This is a genomic window from Vibrio sp. 10N.247.310.23 (assembly GCF_041467155.1).
GTDB lineage: Bacteria > Pseudomonadota > Gammaproteobacteria > Enterobacterales > Vibrionaceae > Vibrio > Vibrio crassostreae_C.
In genome coordinates this window covers 1-3,889 of the sequence record NZ_JBFSTZ010000068.1, presented here as the reverse complement: position 1 = coordinate 3,889, position 3,889 = coordinate 1, and the positions used below count along the sequence as shown (strand labels likewise).

The 3,889-nt window shown below is 45.7% G+C and carries 8 protein-coding genes; all 8 read right to left on the bottom strand.

Translation table 11 applies throughout. The features are described from left to right. Positions 1 to 341 (bottom strand): hypothetical protein (locus tag AB6D93_RS23665; RefSeq protein ID WP_372159230.1); only part of this gene is annotated, 341 nt, incomplete at its 3' end. Further along, positions 341 to 1,258 (bottom strand): DUF1281 domain-containing protein, encoded by a 918-nt coding sequence (locus AB6D93_RS23660; RefSeq protein WP_372159229.1) that lies wholly within the window; start codon positions 1,256 to 1,258, stop codon positions 341 to 343. The genes AB6D93_RS23665 and AB6D93_RS23660, both read right to left, overlap by 1 nt. A gap of 132 nt (positions 1,259 to 1,390) precedes the next feature. After that, on the bottom strand, positions 1,391 to 1,666 hold the full coding sequence (locus AB6D93_RS23655) for a hypothetical protein (RefSeq protein ID WP_102420885.1): 276 nt from the start codon (positions 1,664 to 1,666) through the stop codon (positions 1,391 to 1,393). A gap of 114 nt (positions 1,667 to 1,780) precedes the next feature. After that, positions 1,781 to 2,095, bottom strand: a complete 315-nt coding sequence (locus AB6D93_RS23650; RefSeq protein WP_198599960.1) for a hypothetical protein — start codon at positions 2,093 to 2,095, stop codon at positions 1,781 to 1,783. A 97-nt stretch (positions 2,096 to 2,192) separates the two neighbouring features. Next, positions 2,193 to 2,534, bottom strand: a complete 342-nt coding sequence (locus AB6D93_RS23645) for a hypothetical protein (RefSeq protein ID WP_372041984.1) — start codon at positions 2,532 to 2,534, stop codon at positions 2,193 to 2,195. 79 nt (positions 2,535 to 2,613) lie between these two features. Further along, a complete protein-coding gene (locus AB6D93_RS23640; RefSeq protein WP_136984669.1) occupies positions 2,614 to 2,847 on the bottom strand; it encodes a hypothetical protein in 234 nt (77 codons plus the stop codon). A 68-nt stretch (positions 2,848 to 2,915) separates the two neighbouring features. Next, positions 2,916 to 3,434: a hypothetical protein gene (locus tag AB6D93_RS23635; RefSeq protein ID WP_372102025.1), complete on the bottom strand. Its 519-nt coding sequence runs from the start codon at positions 3,432 to 3,434 to the stop codon at positions 2,916 to 2,918. Between the two features lie 123 nt (positions 3,435 to 3,557). Beyond that, a partial coding sequence (locus AB6D93_RS23630; RefSeq protein ID WP_372159228.1) for a DUF3577 domain-containing protein occupies positions 3,558 to 3,889 on the bottom strand: 332 nt, incomplete at its 5' end.

The following is a 3,889-nucleotide window of genomic DNA, read 5'->3' as shown; positions in this document are numbered from 1 at the left end:
GGTAACACCTCCTCTTCTCGATATTTTTTGCAAGTCGGCCACTCAACCTCGTCGCATTCAGGCTTTTGAACCGAAAAGGTAAAACCCAACACGCTGCAAAACCAGTCGGTTTGATGGACATCAACCTCATGGTTTTTCACCTGCAGCTTTAACTGCTCCAGTTCTTGAAGGTGCGCGCGGCACTCGTTATGAGAGTAAATCGAGAAGCCGAACTCTTTTGTCCACTTCACCACCGCTTCAACCACATCGATCGCAGCATCTTGCGCTGATTGACTTTCCGTTATTTTGGCCAGTGCCATGGTGCCTTCATCATCATACACATAGATAACCTGCATCAGCATTACCCTCCATAGTGAGAGAAATGCTCAAGCACATAGTCAGGCCCCACCACATCGTAATAGCCCTCCTCGCTCTCTTGCTCAGAAAACACCAGGTCTTCCCAAATCTCTTCATGGTTAACCCCGTTCACATACTGGACGTAACCGGCAAAGGCGCAGCCGCATTCAGCAAAGAAGTGGGTGAGCGTGGTCTTTGGAAAACGACGCGCTAGCACCTCTATCGGTGGTATCGCCGGAGACCAAGCGGTATCAAATTCCAATTGATTCTCGCCAACCTCTAAAACAGAGACTCGATCCCACTTCGTGCCAAGACGTTCAACGTTATCGTCAAATCCCGATGGAGTTTGGCTGTCACGAGCAAACAAACCACCATTAAAGCCATTGAGCTCAACCAATAACATCGGCGGCGCTAATGCACTAAGAGAAAAGTCCTTAGACGCTGGCTCTAGCTCAGGTAAATCCAGCTTTGCCCAAACAATATCGAGCGGTAATTGACGAAAATAGAGTCCAGTCCAATCTGAGGCTTGCTTGTTCAGCAAGGGCGCCATCTTTGTTCTGGCGGTTTTAGGTAAGTCCCCCCAATAACGCTGCTTGAGACCACTTTGATCAAAAAGCGCCAACAGCCACTGACAGACCTCCTCATTGAGTGCCACATCGGGTTGTTTCATTAACGTGACAAACTTTGTAAACGCACGATTTTCTGGTGTTGAACTTCCGACCTCGCGAACAAGGTCTGGGTAGAGTTCAAAACTCATCGGGTAAGTGGGTTTTAACAGCCCACCGACACCGGCTAAAAACAGCTTAGCCGCCGCGCGTGACGCTTGTTGATGAAGCAGTGGTTTAGGTTGGGTCATGAGTTCGATGATGGCATCAGAATCAGGCCCATCGATATGAATTTGGTTGACACACCAATTTGGCATAATCAGTTCCTCTTAAAAAAATAAAAGGATGCCCCACCTGGGAGACATCCCTGGTGGGTGGTGCGCAAAGCGCGATGTAATTAAAAAAGCCCCTATCTAAGATAGAGGCTTTAAGGTTAAGTCGAATTGAGGTTATTTAGCGATAGCAGCAACTAAAGCGATCAATGACACGACAAGTGGCGTGATAAGTAATATCGGTTGATATTTAATATCACGTACCATTTTCATCGTATCGATTAATAGCCTCTCTCGCTCAGCTTCAAACTTTTGTTCTTCGGCATTGAGCTTTTCTCGCTCAGCTTCGAACTTTCGCCCTTCAGCATTAAGCTTGTATGTATTAGACAAAGTTTGGTAAAGCTCGGCGTTCTCTTTTTCCAACTCTTCTATACGTTTTTGCTTTTCGCACATTATCTTTCTCCATATTCATGAAATAAGAATAACAAAAAAGACAGAAAACCCCAATCCCGACAGGAATAGAGATTCCTGTCAGTAGGTTTGGTTTAGGTCATTGGGGACTAATGCTTATGAGAGCAATGCCATTAATATCTGCTCTTTGAACAGTAATGTCACTGTACCCACAGTGATGGTTCCACAAATCGCCCATTGCAATCGATCAAGCTTAGAACGCACTTCTTTAACTTCAGTTCGAACATCCGCAATGTCTTGCTTCAATTCAGTACGAACATCCACAATCTCAGTACGAACTTCGTCAATACGTCGATTCAGATTACGCTCTGTCTCTTGCAGCTGCTCTCGCGTCACGGCATGTTGTGACACATCGAGCAAATGCTTCATCAGATCTTTTTGGGTAAATTCGTTTGGACTACTCATCGTCATTATCTATTCCTATTCTCTGTTAACACTATAACAAAAAAGACAGAAAACCCCAATCCCCGACAGGAATGAGATTCCTGTCGGATGGGTTACATTACGGTTAGATCAACACTTCCACGACGTTGTACGAAACATACGGACCATGAATGGTTCTCGTGGTACGTCGAACCACTCCTGCTTGCTCAAGAGCGCCTAAAAATCCAGCGTACTCGTCGCAATCTTTGATGGCCGTTTCATTCTCGTTGAAGTGATTGTTTGGTAAACACACCGTCGGAGTGCCCATAGGCTCCCCTGGAAACGAATCCGAAGCTTCATTTCGTTTTGTATCGGCCGTGCATAACTGGAGCGCGATTTGCTTATTATTTCGATAGTGATGTTTAGAGACGTCACAATCGATTTTCTGCCCACCGGTCAGTGTTACCGTCACCATAAGTTGAGTCATATCATTTCTTCCTAATATAAAAAAAGAAGGAATGACCCCATAGAGGAGGCATTCCCCTCTATGGGTTTATGGGTTGCCCCTAGTGTAAGCGACGCTGAAATCTCAGCGTGTTCACAAACGGGGTAGATTCATCCCACACCATGAAATCATGGCTAAGACGTTGTTGGATCACTTCAATGTCTTCGACGGGGTAAAAGCGCCCTTCACGCATCATAAAACCAGCGTTTGCCAGCTCTGGTGGTGAAATATCACTGCCCCTCGCCACAGAAAAAAGCGCCAGGGCTTTTTTCTGTAAAAGATTGAGTTTGTCCATCTTGCTCTCCTCGAATAAGGAGAGCCGCCGCCATAGGGGAACGAGTCCCCTGTGGGTTGGGTTAATAGTTAATTCAATTTCGCTTGTTCAATACGCGCCTCTAGGCGTGCATTAAAACGCGCATCCAGCATGGTCTTTTTCAACCAATGAACCACCGCTTGCGGCTCATCAGCATCAAGAAGATAAAACGTACACAGCCAACTCACCACTTCGGGCTCGCTGTACAGCGTCTGTTTCAATTCAGTCAAATAAACGCCTGTTACCGCTTTACCGTTACGGAGTCTTTGTTCGATGTCATCGAATAAACCAGCGTAGTGGCAAGCTTTGAGATAACCGCGTTCATTTTCCTCCATGTTGGCTTCGCACTTAGAGCAAAACTCTTGGTCACACTCATGATGGCTACAGTGAGTACAATTCAATGAGTAAACTGAATTAATACAACCACCCAGTAACTCATCAAATTCACGTCTTACAGCAGCTTGACCGCAGCAAGGACAGGGTTCTTCATTTGTGAAACCATTTGTGTCGAGTACGCTCTCTAGTACAAAGGCGTTATACGTATCTTGAATCATCATTGTATTGTTCATTGTCGCTCTCCTAATATTGGCAAAAAGGAGAAACGTCGCCATAGGGGAACGTATCCCCTGTGGGTAATCAATGACAGTAATAAAAAGCCCCAACACACAACCGTGTATTGGGGCAATTAAACATCAAGCCGCTTGCTGATTTGCATCAGAACCATTGGGTGCTGGCGATTGTACAAGTACAACATCATTCACCTTCAGATACTTCACTTTGAGTAGACGCCCCTTAATGGTTGCGCCAAACTGACCCGCTTTCGTACTGTGGTTGCTTTGATAAGTAAAGGTGTCGAGCGAGATATCACTGATAGTAAAACTCAGTGAGCCTTTATCGCCACCTTGTTGGCTAAAGTCGTAGCTATCAAGACCATGCGCTTCAAAAAGCTCAATCGCCTCTTTCCCTACGACTTTGCAGTCAATGTACGTTCTTTCGTTATCATCACCACGTAAACACGTGATGG

Coding starts and splice junctions, on each gene's coding strand:
- AB6D93_RS23660 (WP_372159229.1), bottom strand. CDS start 1,258: ATGCCAAATTGGTGTGTCAACCAAATTCATATCGATGGGCCTGATTCT.
- AB6D93_RS23655 (WP_102420885.1), bottom strand. CDS start 1,666: ATGTGCGAAAAGCAAAAACGTATAGAAGAGTTGGAAAAAGAGAACGCC.
- AB6D93_RS23650 (WP_198599960.1), bottom strand. CDS start 2,095: ATGACGATGAGTAGTCCAAACGAATTTACCCAAAAAGATCTGATGAAG.
- AB6D93_RS23645 (WP_372041984.1), bottom strand. CDS start 2,534: ATGACTCAACTTATGGTGACGGTAACACTGACCGGTGGGCAGAAAATC.
- AB6D93_RS23640 (WP_136984669.1), bottom strand. CDS start 2,847: ATGGACAAACTCAATCTTTTACAGAAAAAAGCCCTGGCGCTTTTTTCT.
- AB6D93_RS23635 (WP_372102025.1), bottom strand. CDS start 3,434: ATGAACAATACAATGATGATTCAAGATACGTATAACGCCTTTGTACTA.